The 236-nt window shown below is 54.7% G+C and carries 1 protein-coding gene; it reads left to right on the forward strand.

Annotated elements, in window-relative coordinates; all coding sequences use genetic code 11:
* On the forward strand, positions 1 to 236 hold a 236-nt coding region (locus SB659_RS20515), incomplete at both ends, for a molybdopterin-dependent oxidoreductase (RefSeq protein ID WP_410551772.1).

The raw sequence follows: 236 nt of genomic DNA on the forward strand, positions 1-236 counted from the left end.
GCGCGGCTGATGAACTGCTGCGGCGGCTATCTGAACCATTACGGCGACTACTCCTCCGCGCAAATTGCGGAAGGTTTGAACTATACCTACGGCGGCTGGGCAGATGGCAACAGCCCGTCGGATATCGAAAACAGTAAGCTGGTAGTGCTGTTTGGTAATAACCCTGGCGAAACGCGAATGAGTGGCGGTGGGGTGACTTACTATCTTGAACAGGCACGCCAGAAATCTAATGCCCG

The sequence above is a fragment of the Arthrobacter sp. SIMBA_036 genome, assembly GCF_046535135.1.
GTDB lineage: Bacteria > Actinomycetota > Actinomycetes > Actinomycetales > Micrococcaceae > Arthrobacter.